Annotated in this window: 16 protein-coding genes and 1 tRNA gene; 14 read left to right on the plus strand and 3 right to left on the minus strand. The window is 33.9% G+C overall.

Annotated elements, in window-relative coordinates; genetic code table 11:
* Positions 1-9: 9 nt before the first annotated feature.
* The 3 genes from ABS764_RS09730 to ABS764_RS09740 form a co-directional block, all read right to left on the minus strand.
* Positions 10-981: a hypothetical protein gene (locus tag ABS764_RS09730; RefSeq protein ID WP_408081599.1), complete on the minus strand. Its 972-nt coding sequence runs from the start codon at positions 979-981 to the stop codon at positions 10-12.
* A 179-nt stretch (positions 982-1,160) separates the two neighbouring features.
* Positions 1,161-1,745, minus strand: coding sequence for a hypothetical protein (locus tag ABS764_RS09735; RefSeq protein ID WP_408081600.1), 585 nt, complete (start codon positions 1,743-1,745; stop codon positions 1,161-1,163).
* 190 nt (positions 1,746-1,935) lie between these two features.
* Positions 1,936-2,223 (minus strand): hypothetical protein, encoded by a 288-nt coding sequence (locus ABS764_RS09740; RefSeq protein ID WP_408081601.1) that lies wholly within the window; start codon positions 2,221-2,223, stop codon positions 1,936-1,938.
* A 123-nt stretch (positions 2,224-2,346) separates the two neighbouring features.
* Here ABS764_RS09740 and ABS764_RS09745 point away from each other — a divergent pair, with 123 nt between their 5' ends.
* The 14 genes from ABS764_RS09745 (at position 2,347) to ABS764_RS09810 (ending at position 22,384) form a co-directional block, all read left to right on the plus strand.
* Positions 2,347-2,937, plus strand: a complete 591-nt coding sequence (locus ABS764_RS09745) for an RNA polymerase sigma factor (protein ID WP_408081602.1) — start codon at positions 2,347-2,349, stop codon at positions 2,935-2,937.
* Entirely contained in the window at positions 2,934-3,656 is a 723-nt protein-coding gene (locus tag ABS764_RS09750; protein WP_408081603.1) for a tetratricopeptide repeat protein, read from the plus strand. The genes ABS764_RS09745 and ABS764_RS09750 overlap by 4 nt, the downstream gene beginning before the upstream one ends.
* 153 nt (positions 3,657-3,809) lie before the next feature.
* Positions 3,810-4,589, plus strand: coding sequence for a TatD family hydrolase (locus ABS764_RS09755; protein ID WP_408081604.1), 780 nt, complete (start codon positions 3,810-3,812; stop codon positions 4,587-4,589).
* Between the two features lie 60 nt (positions 4,590-4,649).
* The gene (locus ABS764_RS09760; protein WP_408081605.1) at positions 4,650-5,792 is read left to right on the plus strand and encodes a 1-acyl-sn-glycerol-3-phosphate acyltransferase; all 1,143 of its coding nucleotides are present in this window, start codon (positions 4,650-4,652) and stop codon (positions 5,790-5,792) included.
* Positions 5,776-6,804: an asparaginase gene (locus tag ABS764_RS09765; RefSeq protein WP_408081606.1), complete on the plus strand. Its 1,029-nt coding sequence runs from the start codon at positions 5,776-5,778 to the stop codon at positions 6,802-6,804. Before ABS764_RS09760 ends, ABS764_RS09765 begins: the two co-directional genes overlap by 17 nt.
* 57 nt (positions 6,805-6,861) lie before the next feature.
* Positions 6,862-6,948, plus strand: a tRNA-Ser gene (locus ABS764_RS09770).
* Positions 6,949-7,259: 311 nt separating this feature from the next.
* A complete protein-coding gene (locus ABS764_RS09775; protein ID WP_408081607.1) occupies positions 7,260-9,989 on the plus strand; it encodes a substrate-binding domain-containing protein in 2,730 nt (909 codons plus the stop codon).
* 699 nt (positions 9,990-10,688) lie between these two features.
* Positions 10,689-12,050 carry a sugar porter family MFS transporter gene (locus tag ABS764_RS09780; protein WP_408081608.1) on the plus strand — a complete coding sequence of 454 codons (1,362 nt, stop codon included), beginning with the start codon at positions 10,689-10,691 and terminating at the stop codon, positions 12,048-12,050.
* A complete protein-coding gene (locus ABS764_RS09785; RefSeq protein ID WP_408081609.1) occupies positions 12,025-13,617 on the plus strand; it encodes a glycoside hydrolase family 32 protein in 1,593 nt (530 codons plus the stop codon). The genes ABS764_RS09780 and ABS764_RS09785 overlap by 26 nt, the downstream gene beginning before the upstream one ends.
* Positions 13,618-13,636: 19 nt before the next feature.
* Positions 13,637-16,741 carry a SusC/RagA family TonB-linked outer membrane protein gene (locus tag ABS764_RS09790; RefSeq protein ID WP_408081610.1) on the plus strand — a complete coding sequence of 1,035 codons (3,105 nt, stop codon included), beginning with the start codon at positions 13,637-13,639 and terminating at the stop codon, positions 16,739-16,741.
* 22 nt (positions 16,742-16,763) lie between these two features.
* Positions 16,764-18,455 (plus strand): RagB/SusD family nutrient uptake outer membrane protein, encoded by a 1,692-nt coding sequence (locus tag ABS764_RS09795; protein ID WP_408081611.1) that lies wholly within the window; start codon positions 16,764-16,766, stop codon positions 18,453-18,455.
* A 19-nt stretch (positions 18,456-18,474) separates the two neighbouring features.
* On the plus strand, positions 18,475-19,872 hold the full coding sequence (locus tag ABS764_RS09800) for a DUF4960 domain-containing protein (RefSeq protein ID WP_408081612.1): 1,398 nt from the start codon (positions 18,475-18,477) through the stop codon (positions 19,870-19,872).
* Between the two features lie 20 nt (positions 19,873-19,892).
* Positions 19,893-21,449, plus strand: a complete 1,557-nt coding sequence (locus ABS764_RS09805; RefSeq protein ID WP_408081613.1) for a family 43 glycosylhydrolase — start codon at positions 19,893-19,895, stop codon at positions 21,447-21,449.
* A 20-nt stretch (positions 21,450-21,469) separates the two neighbouring features.
* Positions 21,470-22,384, plus strand: a complete 915-nt coding sequence (locus ABS764_RS09810) for a carbohydrate kinase family protein (protein WP_408081614.1) — start codon at positions 21,470-21,472, stop codon at positions 22,382-22,384.
* Positions 22,385-22,471 lie beyond the last annotated feature (87 nt).

Below are 22,471 nucleotides of genomic sequence, written 5' to 3' on the forward strand. Positions count from 1 at the left end.
TGGAGTTCTTTATTGAATCGCATTGATTGCGGCAATTAATTGGGCTTCGGTTCCTACAGTTGTTTCTCCCATTGTGAAAGTGTAAACGTCATTAGCCTGAACAGTTACACCTTTGATAGCATATCTCCACATTCCATTGTCTTCTGTTACAAAAATCACGTGACATTCAAGACCCACGGGAATTTGACCGTAGTGTTCGCTGAATAATCCTTCGGCAGTATGAGTATCTAATTTTGCTAAAGCGTTATTTCCTTCGCCATCATAAGATAAATAAATGGAACTGTTTATGTTGTCATAACCTTCAGGAGCATCGGCAAGGATGGTAGTTTTAGGTCTTGGATCGCTGTAAAAACGGTCCACGTTAGTCCATCCAAAGTTTCCAAAACTTACATAATAAGTATTTTGTCCTGCTTCTACACCGCCTTTTCCGCCATTTCCATCGGCTTTACGAGCGTCTTCCCACGCCAGATTTCCTTCGTCGTCAATGATTCCGTTCCATAAAGTCATAGTGTTGTCAACTCCACCGGTTAAATCAGTAGGAACTTGTAAACTGATGTTGCAGGTTGTGGCTAATTCTTTGCCGTTTTGAGAGGCTTTGATGAAGAATTCTCCTCCTGAGATTAATAAATTTCGTTTTCCATCAGGCATAATTCCCATAGTTGGTTTGTTAGTTACCAACATATTTCCTTTATTGAAGATTTCTACGTATTCGATTTTTACTGCTCCGGTTACAGGATTTCCGTCTTTAGTCAAACAATTTCCATTTAAGGTAATTTTTACTCCGTTTTCGGATGTTAGTGTGGTAGCACCGTCTTCGGCATTGATAGTAAATTCTTGTACCATTTTGTCTAAGGCCGCTTGTCTTACGTTTGCAAATTCTGCTGCTGTTGCAGGCATTTGTTGGTTGTCATCACTATCGTCGCAACTTATAAATGAAATGGCTGCTAAAAATAAAATTCCGATGGTTTTAAGATTTTTCATGATTTCTTGATTTTAATTATGGTTAAAATGATTTTACTTGTTTTATACCGTTATATCAATTGGGGTTTACAATTGTTACCCCGGTATTTGATTTTTTTTTTTTTTTTTTTTAATTTTTTTTTCTGTGTTTCTGATTCTGTTGTTATATCAATTCTTGTTTTAATTTGTTACCCCTGTTTTTAATTTACTTTAAAGCCCAATGCAATATAGGGTTGAGCAAAATCAGGAATAGGTCCGCCTGTGCCGTAAAAGTTAGAACTTAAAAACACTACATTTCCCTGAGTAATTGGATAAGGAACGTCATTGTAATTAGAGGGTCTTAGCAATCGTCCAATAGTTTGATTTAACAGGGTATAGCCGGGAAGGATGGTTCTTTTTACATTGATAATATCTCCATTATTCACTAGTACAGGAGTAATAGATTGGTAATCTAATGTTGTTTGTGAAAAAGTATGAACTCCGGAATAGGAAGTGTTAGAGGTTGTATTAGTTATCGTCATGGTATAACCGCCTGTATAGGTTGATGGATTTTGATACCCTACACTACAAATTTCGCCATCTGCATTAATTTGAATGGTGTATTCATGGGTTTCTAAATCCATGGTTTCCATATCGTCATAACCATTTGCTGTAGAAAAAGCATTTGTAATTAAGGTAGAAACGTAGCCGGTATCACATACGTTATTTGTTGGGTCGTTGTCATTGTCGCAACTAATAATTGATGCGGCTGTAAAACAAAATAATAAGGTTTTAATTGCTTTCATGATTTCTTGATTTTTAATTATGATTAAAATGATTTTCCTTGTTTATACTGCTATATCAATTAGGTTTTAAAATTGTTACCCTTTTTTCTTAACTTATTTCAGATTTATATAAAACCTGTTTGAGAGTCATCAAAATTTTTACCCAACACTAAAGGACATCATTTTGATGATTTTAAATATTCAAACAGGCTTAATTGAGTAAACATCGTTCTTCAAATACATTTCCGTCTTCGTCAATGGCAATGAGGATTTCTTTTTTAGAAGTATGTGTTAATGTCAGATAAACCCAAACGAGAGACCAAATCCCGATGGTGAGGCAACAAAGTACCAAGTGTACATTGTGGTTGATGTTTTTTTGTTCTTTTGTCAAAACCACATAGGGTAATTTGGTGTTGTATTCGGTTATTTTAAAACCGGCTTTTATTTTATTCGAAAGCTTTTTAGAAAAGTTTTTAGTACTGTGTGCTTTATTTTTCATAGTTTCTAAATTGAAATTAGTCTTATGTTATTAGTCTTATATCCATTTGATTTTATAATTGTTACCCCTCAAGTCCGTTTTTATTTCAGATTCTTTTTTACATTAGCAGTTAAATTTTTTTCTATGTCCAAAAACTTATTGCATCCTGATCAGTATTTAATAGAAGGATTGGCGAATAACGATTCGGCGATAATCCAGTCTATTTATAAGAAGTTTGTTCCCAAGGTGGTTTCTTATATCAGAAACAATTCGGGCGATGAAGATCAGGCGCAAGATGTAATTCAGGATATCATGATTTTGTTGTTCAATCAGGCCAAAGCCAGGCAATTGCAATTGACTTGTCCCTTTGATGCTTACTTTTTTTTGTTGTGCAAAAGAAAATGGTTGAACGAACTCAAAAAATCGGCTAATAAAGGGGTAACAATTTCCGATGATTTTACATCTGTTAATGAACCCACAGAAGAAATGGTGGCACAAACAGAGGTGTTTGAAGAAAAGCAACAGCTTTTTGATACCATGTTTCAACGATTAGGTGAAAAATGTCAGGAAGTTTTAAAGTGGAGTTTTACTTTGAAATCAATGGAAGAAGTAGCCGAAAAACTGAATGTAACTTATGGTTATATTCGAAAGAAAAAATCGCTTTGTACAGGCCAACTCACGCAGTGGATTCAGGAAAATAGTCGTTTTAAATCATTAAAAAAACAGCAGCCATGAACGAGGACAAATACCTATTATTCGATCAATATCTTCAAGGCGAATTGTCAGACGAGGCCCAATTGGATTTTGAAAACCAACTTTTGGAAAATCCTGAATTGGCTTCAGAACTAAATAGTTTTAAAGAAGTGCAACTGCAATTAGAAAATAAATTTGCTTTTGCAAGCGAAAGAAATGCTTTTGAGGCTAATCTGAAAAATATTTCTGATGCACATTTTAAATCAGGAAAGTCCAAAGTGATTTCGTTAAAACCTTGGACGTATTTAGTTGCGGCATCAGTGGTTTTGCTATTGGGATTGTTTTTGTTTAATCCTTCCAAACCTGGTTTTGAGGATTACAATCAGTACGAAAACGCTTATTTAACCGAAAGAGGAGATGAAGTTGCGAATTTAAAACAAGCTGAAATAGCTTTTAATGCTAAGGATTATAAAACCGCTATTCCGCTTTTTGAAGCTATTTTGAAAGAAAAAAAATCGCCTGAAATTCAATATTTTTATGGGATTTCTTTATTAGAAAACGACCAAATTGAAAAAGCAGAAGTAGTTTTTAACGAAATAAAATCAGGAAATTCGGTTTACAAAAACAAAGCGATTTATGTTTTGGCTTTAGCCAAATTGAAACAAAAAGATTATAAAGGCTGTCAGGAAATTCTATTGACAATTCCTGCCGATTATGAAAATTACAATCAGGTTCAGGAGTTGTTGGATAGATTGGATTAGGTTTTTAAACACATAAGAAACAAAAGAAAACAAAAGGCACAAAGATTTTATACTTTGTGTCTTTGGTTTTAATGGGATTAAAATAAAACTTTTGTGTCTTTTGTGTTTAAATTTTAAAAAACTTTGCAATTTTGCATCCTTAAAACAGCAACATTGGAAACAAAACCCATAATTACCGATACCCATACGCATTTATACAGCGAAGATTTTAAAGAAGACAGAGACGAAATAATGCAACGTGCCTTAGCGGCTGGTGTGACTCGTTTTTTTATTCCAGCTATCGATTCGGCTTATACGGCTGCAATGTATGATTTGGAACAAAAATATCCGGAAAATGTTTTTTTAATGACTGGGGTACATCCTACGCATGTGAAAGATAATTATCTGGACGAATTAGCTCATGTGGAAGAAGAACTGAAAAAAAGAAAATTCTACGCTATTGGTGAAATTGGGATTGACTTGTATTGGGACAAAATCCATTTGAAAGAACAGCAAATCGCTTTTAAGAAACAAATCCAATTAGCCAAACAATACCAATTGCCAATTGTGATACATTGTCGTGAAGCTTTTGATGAAGTTTTTGCCGTTTTAGAAGAAGAAAAAACAGAAGGTTTATTTGGAATTTTTCATTGTTTTTCAGGAACTTATGAGCAGGCTTTACAGGCTTTGTCTTATAATATGAAATTAGGGATTGGCGGTGTAGTGACTTTTAAAAACGGAAAAATCGACCAGTTTTTGAATAAAATTGATTTGAAGCATATCGTTTTAGAAACCGATGCCCCTTATCTGGCTCCTGTTCCTTTCAGGGGCAAAAGAAATGAAAGCAGTTATCTTGTGAATGTAATTGATAAGTTATCACAGATTTACAATGTTTCTGCTGTTGAAATTGCGCAAAAAACGACTGAAAATTCAAAAGCAATTTTTGGGATTTAAAGTAGAATTCGCTAAAATTTAATATTTTTTTTGTTCATTTGTTTTTCTAATAGTACCAAAATGCAAAAGTTTGACGAGATTCGGCCGTATTATGATTCCGAAATAAATAAAGCGATAAAAAAAGTACTTCATCATCCGATGTTGAAGTCATTAATGAATTTCTCTTTCCCCAATGTGGATGATGAAGTATGGAAAGAGCAATTGATGAAAACGCATTCTATTCGTGATTTTCAATGTAATTTTATCTATCAATCCGTTCAAAAAGTATTAGAAAAAAGTTCTGAAGGCTTGTCAACTTCCGGATTTGAACATTTAGAACCTAATACTTCGTACTTATTTGTCTCTAATCACAGAGATATTTTACTCGATACCACCTTGCTTAACGCTACTTTATTTGAGCATGATTTAGTGATGACCGCTTCGGCCATTGGTGATAATTTAGTAAAACAGCCTTTTTTAAATGTATTAGCTAAACTAAATCGGAATTTTTTGGTACAGCGTGGCTTGCCACCAAGGGAGATGCTGCAAAGTTCCAAAACATTATCAGAATACATAAGTCATTTGTTGCAACATGAAAACCGTTCGGTTTGGATTGCACAACGCGAAGGACGAACAAAAGATGGTAATGACATGACTAATCCCGGGGTTTTAAAAATGCTGGGAATGGCAAATGACGAAGCCAATTTGATGGACTATTTCAAAAAAATCAAGATTGTCCCGGTTTCTATTTCGTATGAATACGATCCTACCGATGCTTTAAAAATGCCTCAATTATTGGCGGAAGCAAATAATGAAGTGTATGTAAAACAGGAAAACGAGGATTTTATGACTATCCTGAGCGGTGCTTTAGGTCCTAAAAAACGTATTTTTATTCATATCGGAAAAGTTCTGGATACTGAAATTGATACTATTATTGCTGAAAACGATAATGTAAATAAACAAATTCAGGCTTTGGCACAAGCCATAGATGATTCTATTTTGAGCAGTTATAAATTATGGCCTACTAATTATATTGCTTATGATATTTTAAATGAAACGGATAAATATTCGCATTTGTATACCGAAGATGAAAAAGCAGTTTTCAAGCGCAGGTTAGAAAAAAGAATTGATGCCGAAAATCCTATAGCATTACAGGGGATATTAGCCATGTATGCAAATCCGGTTGTCAATAAACTGAAATATACCCATGAACTCAAGGACTAAAATTCTTTTAATTTACACGGGCGGAACCATTGGTATGCAAAAGGACCTGAGTTCAGGAGCATTAAAAGCGTTCAACTTTAGTAAATTATTACAAAAAATTCCTGAGTTAAAACAATTGGATTGTGAGATAGAAACCCTTTCATTTGAAACACCAATTGATTCATCTGATATGAATCCTTCGCATTGGATTTCGATTGCCGGAATGATACAATCCCATTATGAAGCATTTGATGGTTTTGTGGTGCTTCATGGTTCTGATACCATGTCGTACACAGCATCGGCACTGAGTTTTATGCTCGAAAATTTAGCTAAGCCGGTAATTCTAACCGGTTCACAATTGCCTATTGGTGATTTGCGTACAGATGCTAAAGAAAATTTGATTACAGCCATTCAAATCGCCTCTTTACAGCAAAATAATAAAGCTGTTATTACTGAAGTTTGTCTTTATTTTGAATATAAATTGTATCGCGGCAACAGAACGACTAAAATTAATTCTGAAAATTTCAATGCTTTTTGTTCCCCTAATTATCCGGCCTTAGTAGAATCAGGAGTGCATCTGAATCTGAGATCGGATTTATTTTTAGAAAATGATGATTCTAAGAAGTTGATTGTTCATACTTCTTTTGACACCAATGTGGTTATTTTAAAAATGTTTCCCGGAATGAGCGAAAGTGTTTTTAGAGCCATTTTAAATATTCCAAATCTTAAAGGAATTGTGCTGGAAACCTATGGTGCCGGAAACGCTACCACCGATGAATGGTTTATCAAAGCCCTGACGCAGGCAATAGAAAGCGGAAAGCATATTGTGAATGTTACGCAATGCTTAACAGGTACAGTAAATATGGGACAATATGAAACGAGTTCCGTCTTGAAGCAAATAGGAGTAATTTCCGCTAAAGACAGTACTACCGAGACTGCAATTACTAAATTGATGTTCTTGTTGGGTCAAAAGACACCTCCAAACCATTTTAAAACAGTTTTTGAAACTTCTTTACGGGGAGAAATGACATAATATTTCAAAAAATATTTTTCTAAGTCAGATTTTTTCATGTTATTTGCAATCCCAAAAAGAGAGGTGTCCGAGTGGTTGAAGGAGCTAGCCTGGAAAGCTAGTATGTGGGTAACTGCATCGAGGGTTCGAATCCCTTCCTCTCTGCTGATTAAAATTCAAATGGAATAAAACCTCGAAAATCTTAGTTTTCGAGGTTTTTTGCTTTTAAAATGATTCCATGTTGAAATCTTCGAATGAACAGAGTCAGTTATTAGGTACAAAAATTTTATTCTGGAAAAAGATTCTAATAGGAGATGAATAAAGTATTAATCTTCAAAATTATTTAGTTTTAAAATAGCTTTTGAATATATTTACAGGAACAAAAACATATTTTAAAATAGTATTCCTCAGTTCAAGAATAACAATTTTCCTTGTTTTTCAACCGGTTTTATATTCATCAATTTTATGAAAATCACATGCTAAGAAAATTTAGTTGTCTCATCCTGATTGCTTATATCTGTTTATTTAATTCGTGTATTACAGATACTAAAGATAAAAATAGTATTAAGGTTGGTTTTTCGCAATGTATAAGTGGAGATGCATGGAGGGATGCCATGGAATATACAATGAAACTGGAAGCTTCATTAAATCCTAATGTAGAACTGACCGTTTTCAATGCAAATAGAGATGTAAATAAACAAATCAAACAAATCGAATCAATGATTGAGAAAGATTTGGATGTTATTATTATATCTCCATTTGATTCCAAATCATTGACCTCAGTATTGGATAAAGCATTTTCCAAAGGAATTCCTGTTATTTTGCTTGACAGAAAAGTAAACTCAACAAGTTATACAGCCTATATAGGTACTGACAATATTGAAGTGGGACAATTAGCAGGAAAGTATCTGGCGTCTTTATCTGAGGGGAAAGGGGTCGTATTAGAAGTAAGAGGAAATCCCAACACTTCTCCGGGACTTGAAAGAAGTATCGGTTTTCACAAAGTCCTTCATCAATTTCCAGCCATTAAAGTGATCAGTTTAGTTTCTAAAAATGATCAATTGCCTCAGGCTGAATTCAATAAAATTATTGAGCAAAATCCCAATATTAATTATGTGTTTGCTTATAATGATATCATAGCCTATCAGGTTTGGCAGGCGGCTAAGAAAAAAGAATTCGAAAACAAAATAAAAATTATCGGTGTCGATGGGCTCAATGGACCAAGTGGCGGAGTTCAATTAGTAAAAGACAAAATTATTACTGCTACTGTTCTATATCCAACAGGAGGCGCCGAAGCAATAAAATTAGCTTTACGAATTTGTAATAAGGAAATTGTACCTAAACATAACGAACTGAATACAGTATTAATTGATTCTATAAATGCAGATATATTAAGCAATCAGTTTGACAGGATAACTGTACAACAATCCAATATTGAATCACAACTGAATGTTATTAAAGGTCAGGAAGAGAGGTACATAACTTTATATAACCTAATAAAACTATTGAGTTTCTTTTTAGTAATTATTTTTTGTCTGGCTGTATTTAGTATTTACTCTGTTATAACAATTCGAAATAAGAAAAGACTTTTGGAGGTTAATAATTATAAAATCACAAGTCAAAAAAACGAAATAGAAAAATTTGTTGAAAAACTGAAAGAAAGTAACGAATCTAAAATTAATTTTTTTACCGGTATTTCGCATGAATTCAAAACTCCGCTGACTTTAATTTTAAGTTCAGTGGAATCATTACATGATGAATTTCAGAATAAGAGTAATACGGTCAAGAAAGATTTAGACATTATGTATAATAATTCCATGCGATTACTTCGACTGATTAATCAATTATTGGATTTTAGGAAAGTAGAGGATAAAAAATTCACGATTAAATTATCGCGGAACAATCTGTGGAAATTCTCGGTAAATATATTTAAAGAATTTAAAAGAGAAGCTAAAAAAAGAAACATTAATTATACCATTGAAACCGATAATGAAGAAATCGAAGTGTATTTTGATGTCAATTTAATGGATAAAGTCTACTATAATTTATTGTCAAACTGTTTTAAATTTACTCCTGACGGAGGTGAAATAGCAATAAGGATTAGACAAAACAGTAAGGATGGATTTGTAAAAATTAGCTTTAAGGATTCTGGAATTGGTATTCCTGAAAAAGAGATTAAACAAGTTTTTAGTCCGTTTTTTCAGGGAACAAATAATTATAGAAACGGTTCCGGAATTGGGCTTAATTTATCTAAAAGTTTTATAGACCTGCATCAGGGAATAATTGAGGTAAAATCAGTTAACGGAGCGGAGTTTTCTGTGTATTTGAAATTAGGTGAAAGCCATTTAAATAAAGCAGATATCGTTAATAGTTCCTATCATTCTTTTGTTACGGATGAAAATGAATATGAGTATTTAGAAAATGAATTTTCACAAAGTAGTGAATCGTTAATTGTTGAAAACAAACAATCCCTTTTAATTGTCGAAGATAATATTGATTTATTGGATTTTATGTATTCTAAATTAAAAGAGGACTATATTGTTACAAGATGTAATGGCTTAAAAGCTATTGAAAAAGCATTGGAATTGATGCCTGATATTGTCATTTGTGACTTGAATCTTCCGGAAAGAAACGGTTTTGAAATTTGTGAAACTTTAAAAAAGAATATGATCACTTCTCATATTCCCGTAATTATTCTCACTGCTATGGATGATAGTAGCACTTATTTGAAATCTTTAGAGGTGGGAGCTGATTTGTTTTTGACCAAACCATTTAATTTTAAAGTTTTAAAACAATCGATAAAAGGCTTATTGTTTAATAGAGAAAAACTACGGTACTATTATACTAACAATATTGATAAAATTGAAAGTGATAATTTGAGTTTAATTGAAAAGGAATTTTTAAATAAAATCAATATTATTTTGGAAAATAATATTGATAATTCTTCCTTTTCGGTCGAAGAACTGGCAAGCAGCCTGAATATTTCAAGAGTTCAGCTTTATAGAAAAGTAAAGGGAGTTTTAGGAATAGGTGTGGGCGATTATATCAATAATTTCAGATTGGACAAAGCCAAGATTTTATTGAGTACTACCACTATGAATATTTCCGAAATTGCCTATTCTTGTGGTTTTGCTTCACCCAATTACTTTTCGACTGCTTTTAAAACTAAATTTGGAGTAACGCCTAAAGATTATCGAAATAATTAATGACCTGAAAATACTCTCATTCCGTTTTCCTGAGTGATTTAATGGATTATAAGTTGGTTGCAATGCCATACTTATAATCCATTTTTTGTTTAGTTAGTGTAATGACCGGAATATCTTAAAATCTGACAGCATTAATAAGGAAATGCTATTCAGCAAAGAGGAATATGTTTTTACTTAGAAACAGAGGGCGCCTATTGAGATATAATTGTAAGAGAGAATATTTGTTAATTAATCTTCATTAAACAATCACATTTTATCGATTACTCCACTTTTTTTAACATTTAGAATTAATTCTGATGCTGAAAAATTAATATTTTGAGATAAAAAAAACAGAATGTGTATATAATCTTTCTCTTTTTTACAGATAGTCTTTTTTTTCGAATACAGTCATGTTTCGATATTGAAAGTAAATGTAACTTTTTCGAAACACTGATTAAAATATTTTTCAAAAAACAAATTTAAATTACTGAAAATCAATTAATTAATTAAATGAAACCATTTTAGAGTTAATAGATACATTATGAAAAGGTTGTGCGAATGTTAAATAATACATTTGGTACATACTTAATAACATAATCTGAGGAATACAATAGTAATCGGGTTTATTACAGCGGTATTTCTTTTTTGGTTTAATAAGGAATACTGTAAAAGATAAAGTGGTTACAACGGTTACAAAATTTAATTTAATAATTTTTGAAAATGAAAAAGATATTAATCTGGTCTATTACTGCAGCTTTAGCAGGTTTCTTATTTGGTTTTGATACTGTAGTAATATCAGGAGCCGAAAAAAAATTACAATTATTATGGAGTACTTCAGATGTGTTTCATGGTATTGTAGTGATAGGAATGGCGCTTTGGGGTACTGTTATTGGTGCTTTTTTTGGAGGAATCCCTACTAATAGAATAGGGCGTAAAAATACATTAATATGGATAGGAGTTTTATACACTATCTCTGCAATAGGTTCCGGATTAGCTAACGATCCCTGGACTTTTGCTTTTTTTAGATTCATAGGAGGTTTAGGAGTAGGGGCATCTACAATTGCGGCACCAGCATATATTTCAGAAATTGCACCAGCCAAAGACAGAGGTAAACTGGTAGGGCTTTACCAATTTAATATTGTATTTGGGATTTTAATTGCTTTTTTATCTAATTATCTTTTAAATGATATTGGAGAGAATGCCTGGCGCTGGATGGTGGGAATAGAAGCGATACCTGCTGCTATTTATACAGTTTTTGCATTTACAATCCCAAAAAGTCCACGATGGTTACTTACCAAATTCAGAAAAGATGAAGCCATAAAGATGCTGCAAAAAATCAATCCTGATCAGAATCCGGAAAAGCTAATGTTAGAGATTAAGCAGGAGATGGAAAACACGGTGTCTAACGAAAACATTTTTCTTAAGAAATATAGATTTCCTCTAATTCTGGCATTTTTAATTGCTTTTTTTAATCAGCTATCCGGTATTAATGCCTTATTATATTACGCTCCAAGAATTTTTCAGGAAGCTGGTCTGGGAGAGAGTACTGCTTTATTAAGCAGTATTGGTATAGGTGTGACCAATATGCTCTTTACACTATTAGGTGTTATTTTAATAGATAAATTAGGGAGAAAGCAATTAATGCTGATTTGTTCTTTTGGATATATTATCTCTTTAAGTCTGGTTTCTGCTACCTTCTTTTTTGGTTGGAACGGGGAACTAATGCCGGTATTCTTGTTTTTGTTTATTGCCGCTCATGCTATTGGACAAGGGACTGTGATTTGGGTATTTATTTCAGAAATATTTCCTAACCACTTACGAAGCACCGGACAATCATTTGGCAGTTCTGTTCATTGGGTGTTAGCAGCAGTTGTACCATCTTTAGTTCCTATATTGTTTTCAACCATAGGTGCCGGAATTGTGTTTTTGTTCTTTGCTGTCATGATGGTATTTCAATTACTGTTTGTGCTATTTATGATGCCCGAAACCAAGGGTATTTCGTTAGAAGAATTAAGTAAAAAACTAATTAACAAAAATATTAATAAAAATGAAATCAATGAAACATCTCCAGCTAATCTTTAGTAGTATTTTCTTGCTTTTAATAGTAGGTTGCAAACCTTTTTTGGCTATTGCACAAACGACCACTACTATATCATCTGTAGAAGAACAAATGTACCGCCCTAATTTTCATTATACTCCAAAGACAGGTTGGATGAATGATCCTAACGGAATGTTTTATGCTGATGGACAATATCATTTATACTATCAATATTATCCTGATGGAAATAAATGGGGACCAATGCACTGGGGACATGCCACTAGTAAAGACTTGATTAAATGGGAAGAACAGCCCATTGCAATTTACCCGGATAAAGACAAATACATTTTTTCAGGAAGTGCTGTAGTTGACATCAATAATACTTCAGAATTAGGTATTGGGAAATCAGCTCCCATTGTGGCTATTTATACTTTGCATGATATGACAAAGGAAAAAGAAAATAAGATTGATGTGGAGCAGCAGGATATCGCTTTTTCGAATGACAATGGTTTTACATGGCAGAAATTTGAGAAAGGAAATCCTGTCTTGAAAAATCCGGGAATTCGTGATTTTCGTGATCCAAAAGTAACCTGGGATGAAACCCACAAGCAATGGATTATGGCTCTGGCGGCACAGGACAGAACTCAGTTTTATTCTTCTGAAAATTTGAAGAGTTGGAAATATTTGTCTGAGTTTGGAAAAAATATTGGTGCTCATGGCGGAGTTTGGGAATGTCCTGATTTTTTTCAAATGGAAGTGGAAGGTTCAAATGAAACAAAATGGGTTTTAATTCAGAGCTTAAATCCAGGCGGGGCTAATGGAGGTTCCGGAACACAATATTTTATTGGAGATTTTGACGGAACGACTTTTACATTAGACTCAAATTTTGCTAAAAAAGTAGAACAGCAGAAAGCCGTTTGGATCGATTACGGAAAAGACAATTATGCTGGTGTAACATGGAATAATATTCCAAGTACGGACGGGCGGCGATTATTTATAGGATGGATGTCAAATTGGGATTATGCCCAAGATGTGCCTACTAATGCATGGAGAAGCAGCACCACAATTGCCCGTGCAATTCAATTGGTCAAAAAAGGAAATGAGTATAGTCTGGTTAGTAATCCGGTGAGAGAAATCGACAAATATATTTCTAAAACAATCAAGGTAAAAAGCTTAAATGGAAAAGGGAAACTTTCTATTCCAGAAGCAGGGAAAATTGATTTAACCCAGGCGATTATCAATTTCAATTTAAAAAATCTGCAACAACACACTTATACTTTTACGCTTTCAAACGCTGCTGGTGAGTCTTTGACTTTCGGAATTAATAATTCAGATCATTATTTGTTTTTAGATAGAACAAAATCCGGAAAAATTGATTTCTCCGAAAAATTTGCTGCTGCAATTACCAAAGCAATTTTAGACGGAAATCAAAAAGAAGCTGCTTTTAAAATTATTTTGGATAAAACATCTATTGAAATTTTCTATAACAATGGCGAAAAAGTAATTACGGAACTCTTTTTTCCTAATCAGCCATTTACAACACTTTCTGTTTCTTCAAATCAAGGAATAGAATTGAATAATCTTGTAATTAACCAATTAAATATAAACTAAAAACCAAAACTATTAACTTATGAAAAGTAAAATTATTTATTTTCTGTTTTTCTTCTTTCCAGTGTTGCTATTATCTGCTCAGGAAGGCGGAATCAAAGGAACGGTAATTTCGTCTGATGACGGAATGCCACTTCCAGGAGCCACTGTACTTATTTCTGGAACTTCCATAAGTACAACCACTGATCTGGATGGAGTATTTACATTATCAAAAGTAAATCCAGATGCAACAATTGTAGTTTCTTATGTAGGTTATGGATCTCAATCGATTTTAGTTAAAAATCAAAAAACATTCAATATAAGCTTGCAAGTAGATGATAATAAGCTAAACGAAGTTGTGGTTACCGGATACTCAAAACAAAAGAAGGCCGATATTACAGGAGCTGTTGCGGTTGTAGATATGAAAGAGGTTATGAAACAACCGGAACCTAACCCGATTAAAGCTTTACAAGGAAGAATTGCCGGGGTTAAAGTTTCATCGGACGGTTCTCCTAGTGGAGGAAACACTAGAGTAGTTATTCGTGGAGTAGGAACCCTGAATAATACCGATCCTCTTTATGTAATTGATGGAATGCCAACAAAATCGGGAATGCACGAATTGAATCCGAATGATATTGAAACGATTCAGGTTTTAAAAGATGCTTCATCAGCGAGTATTTATGGATCTCGAGCTTCAAATGGAGTAATAATCATTACAACCAAAAAAGGGAAAGCAGGTAAAATGAGAATTAATTTTAACGCTTATACTTCTTTTTCTGATTATTCCAGAAAACTGAATGTTCTGAATTCAAATCAATTTGGACAAGCCTTATGGCAAGCCAATATTAATGATGGATTAAACCCAAACAATAATAATTTACGATACCAGTTTGATTGGTCTGTAGTAGATAATAAACCACAATTAAATACGGTTTTGGTTCCAGAATATTTAGATGCAAATCAAACAATAAAAGCATCTAACACCAATTGGTATGATGAAGTTTCACAAACTGGTGTAGCCAATTCTTATGATTTATCGGTTTCAAACGCATCAGATAAAGGGAGTTATGTTTTTTCCTTAGGATATTATGGCAACCAGGGTGTTGTTAAAACTACCGATTTTGAAAGAATTACTGCCAGAATGAATGGTTCGTATAAATATTTTGATGGCAAATTAGTTATTGGCGAAAATTTTAGCTTCAATCGTACTAACGAAGTTACTGATCCTGGTGTTTTAGATCCTGCTCTTCGTGCTTTGCCAATTATTCCTGTTCGTACTGTTGACGGAAAAGGCTGGGGTGGACCAGTAGGTGGAATGAATGACAGACAAAATCCAGTGCGACTTTTAGAATACAATAAAGACAATAAATACGATTTTTTACGTCTTTTTGGAAACATGTATGCCGATTTAGAGCTAGTTAAAAACTTACACATCAAAACTAGTTTTGGTATTGATTATGGTTTTTTCAAAAAACGTACTTTACAAAGAAGTTACCAATCAGGTTATTTGCAAAATGACCAGACATCAGTAAGCATCGATCAATCCGTTAGTGATAAATGGACCTGGACAAATACCGCTATTTATAGTTTGAATTTTGGAAAAAGCAATTTGAATTTGATGGCAGGAACGGAAATGTACAAAGAAACATTTGACAATATAGGTTTGCGTAAAAATGATTTTTTAATTGAAACTCCTGATTATATGTATCCAGATGCCGGTACTGGAGAATCTTTTACCAGCGGAACTTCAACAGCTTATTCTCTATTGTCTTATTTCGGAAAAGCTGATTATGAGTTCGATAATCGTTATTTACTTTCGGCTACAATTCGTAGAGATGGCTCGTCTCGTTTTGGAAAAAACAATCAATTTGGAGTATTTCCAGCTGTTTCCGCAGGTTGGAGAATAAGTAATGAGAATTTTATCAAAAACAATGTTCCTGTTTTCTCTGATTTAAAATTAAGAGCAGGATGGGGACAAACAGGAAATCAGGAAATTAGTAATACTGCTGTTTACTCTCTTTATTTAGCTAGTTATGCTGGTGGAAGTCCTACATGGGCAACGTCTTTTGGAACGGCTTACGACATTGCCGGAAACGGAAATGGATTACTTCCTTCGGGTTTTATTGCAACTCAATCGGGAAATGACGATTTAAAATGGGAAACGACTACTCAAACTAACATTGGTTTAGATTTTGGATTATTCAATCAAAAATTAAGTGGTTCAGTTGATTATTACATCAAAAAAACAGAAGATATTTTGGTTCTGCCACCTTATTTAGGGGTAATTGGTGAAGGAGGAAATCGTTGGGTAAACGGAGCATCTATGGAAAATAAAGGATGGGAAGTTTCTTTAGGATATAATGATGAAACATCATTCGGATTGAAATATGACATCTCTGCTAATATTTCAGGTAATAAAAATAAAATCACACAATTGCCAACAGAAGTAAAGAATAATTATGGAGGAGACGGATTAGAAGACAATATTTTAGGACGTCCAATAAATTCCATGTACGGTTATGTTGCTGATGGTTTATTTAAAAGCCAGGATGAAGTTGATCTTTGGGCTGATCAGGAAGGGAAAGGTCTGGGACGTATTCGTTACAGAGATTTAAATGGAGACGGAGTGATTACAGATAAGGATCGTACTTGGATAGGAAATCCAAATCCAGGTTTGATTTATGGATTTAATTTAGGATTAGGTTATAAAAATTTTGATTTTTCTACTTTTTGGGAAGGAACGGCGAATGTTGATGTGATTAATAATACTAAATATCAAACTGATTTTTGGAGTGTAGATGATGTTGGATCAAACAAAGGAACCCGTTTGCTAAATGCTTGGTCTTTAGATAATCCAAATTCTACTATTCCGGCATTAACAACTGTAGATAGAAATGCCGAATCGAGATTCTCTACTTATTTTGTAGAGAATGGGAGTTATGTTAAACTGCGTGTTTTACAGTTTGGATATAGTTTTCCAAAAGGGTTATTGGAAAAATTAAGTTTAGAAACTTTTAGATTTTACATCAGTGGGCAAAATTTATTAATCCTTGATGCTAAAAACTTCACAGGTGTAGATCCTGAAAATGCCGGTTTTGGATATCCGCAGCCTACCACTTTTACAGCTGGTCTTAATTTTACATTTTAATAAAAAGATTAAATCGAAAAACATGAAAAAGATAGTATATATAATAGGAATTTTAGTGTTGGGAGTATTTGTTTCCTGCTCGGATTTTCTGGAAAACGACCCTCGTGGTGTATTGTCAGAAGCTGATATTGTAACACCAGAATCGGTAGAAGGTTTTATGAATGCGGCTTATGCACAATTAGGAAACGATCATTATGATTCACCTTATAGTTTGTGGCCTTTTGGAAATGTTCGCTCTGACGATGCTTACAAAGGAGGTAGTGGAACTAACGATATTCAGACTTTTCACTTTTTTGAAGTATCCAATAATATCCGGCCTGATTTTGGCGAATTGGACAATTTTTGGTACATCAGTTATGTTGGAGTCTCAAGAGCTAATAAAGCATTGAAAGCATTGGAACAAATTTCGGAAGCAGATTATCCATTGAAAAAAACACGTATGGCTGAGATGCGTTTTTTAAGAGGACATTTTTATTTTATGCTAAAAATTATGTTCCGAAACGTACCTTATATTACTGAAGATATTCCTGTAGAAAATTATAAAACCATTTCAAACAAAGAATTTTCAAACGAGGAACTTTGGAATAAAATTGCCGAAGATTTTCAAGCCGCAGCCAATGATTTACCGGAAACACAACCACAAGTGGGGCGTGCTACACAAAAAGCGGCTTATGCCTATTTAGCAAAAACACGTTTATATCAAGCCTATACTCAGGATGAAACCTATACCGTTACAGGAACAAATACACAACATTTAGAAGAAGTAATTGCAGCAACGGATAAGGTAATTGGAAAAGCAAGTTTAGAACCTGATTTTGCGAATAACTTTTTACCGGGAACATTTGAAAACGGTGCAGAATCTATTTTCTCCATTCAGTTTTCGGATAATGACGGTACCTTATACGGACGATTAAATTTCTCCGATGTATTATCGACTCCTCAGGGCTTAGGCTGTTGTGATTTTCACAAACCAAGTCAAAACTTAGTTAACGCTTTTAAAACCGGAGTTAATGGTTTGCCAGAGTTTGATACTTATAATGATGCCGATTTTGATTATAAAAATTTAGATGCTACTACTGTAGATCCAAGATTGTATCATACCGTTGCCATGCCGGGATTACCGTATAAATATGATCCGGAGTTTTTATATGTAGAAGCCTGGGTACGTTCTCCGGGAACTTACGGTTATTATGCTTCGTTAAAAGAAAATGTAGCACCCAATTGTAGCTGTGTAGTTAACATCGATCCTTTCTACGGAAATTCAAAAAACAGAATCCAAATTCGTTATGCAGATGTGATTCTGATGCGTGCTGAAGCCTTGATTGAATTAGGAAGACAATCAGAAGCTTTACCATTAATCAATGAGATTAGAGAAAGAGCGGCGCAAAGTACAGGAAGACTTCCGTATGTGAACAACTTTAAAATCAATACTTATGTAGATGGAACTAATTGCAACTGGACACAGGAATTTGCCCGTAAAGCCTTGCGTTGGGAACGTCGTTTAGAATTAGCGATGGAAGGAAGTCGTTTTTTTGATCTGGTTCGTTGGGGTGTTACTGATGAAGTGATGAATGCCTTTTATACTGAAGAAAAAACAAAAAGAGCTTATTACCAAGATGCTTTTTTTGATGCCAATAAGGAAGAATATTGCCCAATTCCGTTGAAGCAAATTAATTTCAGTCAGGGATTGTACAAACAAAATCTGGATTATTAATTTATTTACGAAAACCAACATGAAAAATTTTATATATAAAAACTGGACAAAATGGTCTTTGATACTGGCATTGATTTTTATGATTTCTGCCTGCGAAGATAATTTTGATAATAATGGTCTTGCTGTTGATTCACCTTCTAATGTAACTTCCTTTAAAATAAAGGGAGTTACCGGAACTATCGATCAAAAAACAGCTACAATTGCAGTAATATTGCCTTATGGTACCGATATTACAGCGGTAAATCCTGAAATTATTTTAGAGGAAGGAGCAACATCTAATTTAAATTTAAACTCGGCTATTAATTTTACAAATCCATTAAAATTTAGAGTTGTAAATGGTAATTTGTACAAAGATTATACTGTAAATGTTACAGTTTTAAGTCCGATAAAAAGCTTTAAAATCAATAATGTAGCGGCAACCATCAACGATATCAGTAAAACGATTACAATGACATTACCTGAAAATACAGATCTTACTGCGTTACAACCTGTTATAGAATTAACACAAGGCGTTTCTATTTCGCCACCATCAGGAACTACAATTGATTTTTCTAATACAGTAACTTTTGTAATTACAGCCAACGGAAAATCAGTAAACTATACTGCCAATGCCGGAGTCCCTAATAGTGGTTTGACTGTAGCTTTTTTAGGAACTGCTGCAACAAGATCAGCAATTACTAATATGGACGAAATTACCGCTGTCAACTGGCTGTTTGATAATTTTACCGGAGCCAGATACATCTCTTTTGGCAGTGTTTTAAATGGTACTGATTTAAGCAACGTGGATGTAATTTGGTGGCATTTTGATTCGGCAACAAACTTACCTGCTGTGGCTTTTAATCCAGCCGTAACAAATGCTTTAAAGAGTTTTAGAACAAATGGAGGAAACTTATTACTGACTTCTTTTGCCTCTCAATATGTAGATGCTTTAGGAATAGTTCCTGCGGGAAAAGGACCGAATAATGTTTTTGGAGATTTTCTTCCAAATGGATTTGTAGATGGAAATTCATGGGGAATGTCATTCGTAGGACATGAAAACCATCCTGTTTTTCAAGGCTTAGTTACTTATGAATCTGGAAAAGCTAATTTATTACAAAGTGATACTTTTAGATTAAATCATACCGCATGGTGGTTTCTGCCAGAATGGGGAGGCTACGGTAACGGAGAAGGTTGGAGAAATCAAACTGGCGGGACTAATTTAGCCAGTGAAGCTTGGGATAATTCGCTTGACGGAAGAGTAACAATTGCTGAATTTCCAAACACTGGAACCAATAAAAATGTAATAGTAATCTCGATGGGAGCTTATGATTGGTACAATGAAACTAACGGTAGCGGAGTTCCTAGTCAGGCCAATGAATTTATTGGTAATATTAAACTGTTGACACAAAACAGCATCAATTATTTAGCTGGAAATTAACTCCTTTAAAATCAAAAAAAATGAACTATAGAAATATAATTACAATAGCTTCCATTTTCTTTTCGTTATTGTCTTGTAGTCAGGATGATAGATACATTGGAGGTTCTGTTTCGGGTGGAGAATCGGAAATAGGCAATATTTTCCCAATACCGCCATCACTATGGATTGGAGGAGGAAGTGAACCCTATTACAGTGCAGGTTATACCGGTGATATCATGCCGTTTTTTGACAATGGAAAATTCCATATTTACTTTCTCCATGATGCCATAAATAAACCAACAGGAAAAGGATTCCATGATATTCATGAATTTCAAAGTACTGATTTGGCTCATTTCAGTTATGAAGGGCAAGTCATTCCTTATGGAACAACTACCGAAGCAGATTTTGCTGTAGGGACAGGTTCTGTTGTTAAAGTTGGTAATCTTTACTACTTTTATTATACGGGTCATAATGGAATCGCTTCTTTTCTACAATCAAACGCAAGAGAAAGTGTATTGTGTGCCACAAGTTCAGATTTAAAAACCTGGACAAAAATATCTTCTTTTAAAATTACGGCACTTGCTGGGTATTATGATTATGATTTTAGAGATCCGCATGTTTTTTACAATGAAGATATGGGTAAATATTCGATGTTAGTAAGTACACAAACGGAACCAGGCAGGAAAGCGGTATTGTTGCATTTTACAACTGCTAATCCAGCTTCAGGAATTTGGGATGTTCAGGCACCTATTTATACAACTACTCAAGAAGAAAATTATTTGATGATGGAATGTGCAGATGTTTTTAAAATGGGAGGTTATTGGTATTTAATGTTTTCTGAAAATTGGAGTTCTAACAAAGGGACACATTATAAAATGGCAACCTCTATTAATGGTCCTTGGACAACGCCACAAAATGACAGAATTGATGGGGAATATTTTTATGCCGGAAAAACAGCTTCAGATGGAAATAAAAGATATGTTTTTGGTTGGAATGCCAGAAAAACTCCAGAAACTGATTTAGGCAATAAAGATTGGGCCGGAAATATGGTAATCCATCAATTAACCCAAAATCCGGATGGAACTTTAGGTACTCAGGCACCTCAAGCAGTAAAAAGCTTCTTTTCTAAAAATACTAATGTTGAGGTCGATGCTACTTTAGGAGCTGTTACTGTAAATGATGGTAGTTATAATTTGAGTAGCACTACCAATAAAGCTATGGTAAGTTTTAAGCCTGTTGGTAAAAGAGCTAAAATAAATGCGGAACTTACTTTAACTAATACAAGTGGTAGTGTTGGATTTGTTTTTCATACAAATAATACAGGGAGTTATTATAAAATCGTTTTAGATGCTACAAAAAATGCTATCATTGGATATAATTCAGCTTCACAGGAAACAACCAGAATTCCATTTGGATGTCAAGTAAATGTCAAATATGATGTTGAAGTTGTTACAGAAGGCAGTGTAGTAGTGCTATATATTGATGGAAAAGTAGCTTTGACGAATCGTGTTTATGGAAGAGACAAGTATAAATGGGGAATTATTACTGAAGGACAAAATGCTACAATTAGTAATTTGAAGCTTAGCCAACCTAAATAATATTAAAAAACAGAATGGAAATGAACAACGGAAAAAAACTTAATGCAGTTTGTTTTGGAGAGGTGCTTTGGGATGTCTTCCCTACACACAAAAAAATTGGAGGAGCACCTTTGAATGTGGCGGTTCGATTGAATTCATTTGGCATTCAAACCACAATGATCAGTCGGGTGGGAGTAGATGAAAATGGTTCCGATATCAAAGAATTTATTCAAGACCATCAGAGCGATACTCAATTTATTCAGGAAGGAGCTGATTACAAAACCGGTGTGGTTAATGTCATGATTAACGAAAAAGGAAATGCCTCTTATGATATTATGTATCCTTCAGCTTGGGATAAAATCCAACTGACCGATGAAATGATAGAATTAGTTTCAAAAGCAGATGCATTCGTTTTTGGGAGTTTGATTTGCAGAGATGAAGTCTCAAGAACAACTTTGTATGCTCTGTTAGATGTTGCAAAATACAAAATACTGGATGCCAACCTGAGAGCTCCTTATTATACTACCGAAGTGCTTATCGAGCTAATGTCAAAAGCTGATTTTATCAAATTGAATGATGATGAATTACGAGAAATAAGTCGGGAACTAGATTCTCCATACAATTCTTTCGAACAAAATATTAAATTTATAGCTGAGAAAACAAAAGCCAGACACATTTGTGTAACCAAAGGAGAATTTGGAGCGGTATTGTATTATGATGCAAAGTTCTATTATAACAGTGGTTACTTTATAAAAGTGGTGGATACAGTAGGTGCCGGAGATTCTTTTTTAGCGTCATTAACTATGAAATTGCTCAAAGGGAAATCACCTCAAAAAGCATTAAACTATGCTTGTGCAGTAGGTGCTTTGGTTGCCGGACAGGAAGGTGCAAACCCTGAGATTTCAGATGTTGAAATCAGAAAATTCATGATGCTTAAAGAACCTAAAAGTAAATAATTTTCATCAGTTCTCTGTTTTTTCAAACCACTATTAAATAAAAAAGGTACTAAAACCTCGAAATGCGATAGGATTTCGAGGTTTTTT

Origin of the sequence: Flavobacterium plantiphilum, assembly GCF_046000495.1 — a bacterium.
GTDB classification, from domain to species: domain Bacteria; phylum Bacteroidota; class Bacteroidia; order Flavobacteriales; family Flavobacteriaceae; genus Flavobacterium; species Flavobacterium plantiphilum.

Bases quoted from the DNA above. Each gene is read 5' to 3' on its own strand.
- ABS764_RS09730 (WP_408081599.1), bottom strand. From the start codon at position 981: ATGAAAAATCTTAAAACCATCGGAATTTTATTTTTAGCAGCCATTTCA.
- ABS764_RS09735 (WP_408081600.1), bottom strand. From the start codon at position 1,745: ATGAAAGCAATTAAAACCTTATTATTTTGTTTTACAGCCGCATCAATT.
- ABS764_RS09740 (WP_408081601.1), bottom strand. From the start codon at position 2,223: ATGAAAAATAAAGCACACAGTACTAAAAACTTTTCTAAAAAGCTTTCG.
- ABS764_RS09745 (WP_408081602.1), top strand. From the start codon at position 2,347: ATGTCCAAAAACTTATTGCATCCTGATCAGTATTTAATAGAAGGATTG.
- ABS764_RS09750 (WP_408081603.1), top strand. From the start codon at position 2,934: ATGAACGAGGACAAATACCTATTATTCGATCAATATCTTCAAGGCGAA.
- ABS764_RS09760 (WP_408081605.1), top strand. From the start codon at position 4,650: ATGCAAAAGTTTGACGAGATTCGGCCGTATTATGATTCCGAAATAAAT.
- ABS764_RS09765 (WP_408081606.1), top strand. From the start codon at position 5,776: ATGAACTCAAGGACTAAAATTCTTTTAATTTACACGGGCGGAACCATT.
- ABS764_RS09775 (WP_408081607.1), top strand. From the start codon at position 7,260: ATGCTAAGAAAATTTAGTTGTCTCATCCTGATTGCTTATATCTGTTTA.
- ABS764_RS09780 (WP_408081608.1), top strand. From the start codon at position 10,689: ATGAAAAAGATATTAATCTGGTCTATTACTGCAGCTTTAGCAGGTTTC.
- ABS764_RS09785 (WP_408081609.1), top strand. From the start codon at position 12,025: ATGAAACATCTCCAGCTAATCTTTAGTAGTATTTTCTTGCTTTTAATA.
- ABS764_RS09790 (WP_408081610.1), top strand. From the start codon at position 13,637: ATGAAAAGTAAAATTATTTATTTTCTGTTTTTCTTCTTTCCAGTGTTG.
- ABS764_RS09795 (WP_408081611.1), top strand. From the start codon at position 16,764: ATGAAAAAGATAGTATATATAATAGGAATTTTAGTGTTGGGAGTATTT.
- ABS764_RS09800 (WP_408081612.1), top strand. From the start codon at position 18,475: ATGAAAAATTTTATATATAAAAACTGGACAAAATGGTCTTTGATACTG.
- ABS764_RS09805 (WP_408081613.1), top strand. From the start codon at position 19,893: ATGAACTATAGAAATATAATTACAATAGCTTCCATTTTCTTTTCGTTA.
- ABS764_RS09810 (WP_408081614.1), top strand. From the start codon at position 21,470: ATGAACAACGGAAAAAAACTTAATGCAGTTTGTTTTGGAGAGGTGCTT.